At 57.1% G+C, this 273-nt stretch carries 1 pseudogene; it reads right to left on the reverse strand.

The window, feature by feature from the left end:
• Window positions 1-54: 54 nt before the first annotated feature.
• Window positions 55-273, reverse strand: a pseudogene (locus GSQ93_RS17610) (IS6 family transposase); the annotation flags it as partial.

Below are 273 nucleotides of genomic sequence, written 5' to 3' on the forward strand. Positions count from 1 at the left end.
AGGGCATTGTCAAGTTAGCGAGAGTGAGACGGCACGCGGCAGGTGTGACGACTATCAGAAAGCAGTCGACGGATTTTGGGCGAGTTGGGCGAATTCGCGCCATGCAACGAATCGAGCTGCGAGTTGCTTGCGATAAAGTGAAGCGCGCAGCAGATGCCGCTTGAGCGCGAAATGTTGCCGAATCGGTCCGAACCACGAGAGAAATTTCTGTGTGCGTTTAGGGTCGCGAAAGCCGCGCATGCGTCGCTCACGTTCGCGTGTCGGTTGGTGGCT

The organism is Burkholderia sp. S171, assembly GCF_009766085.1.
Lineage (GTDB): Bacteria > Pseudomonadota > Gammaproteobacteria > Burkholderiales > Burkholderiaceae > Caballeronia.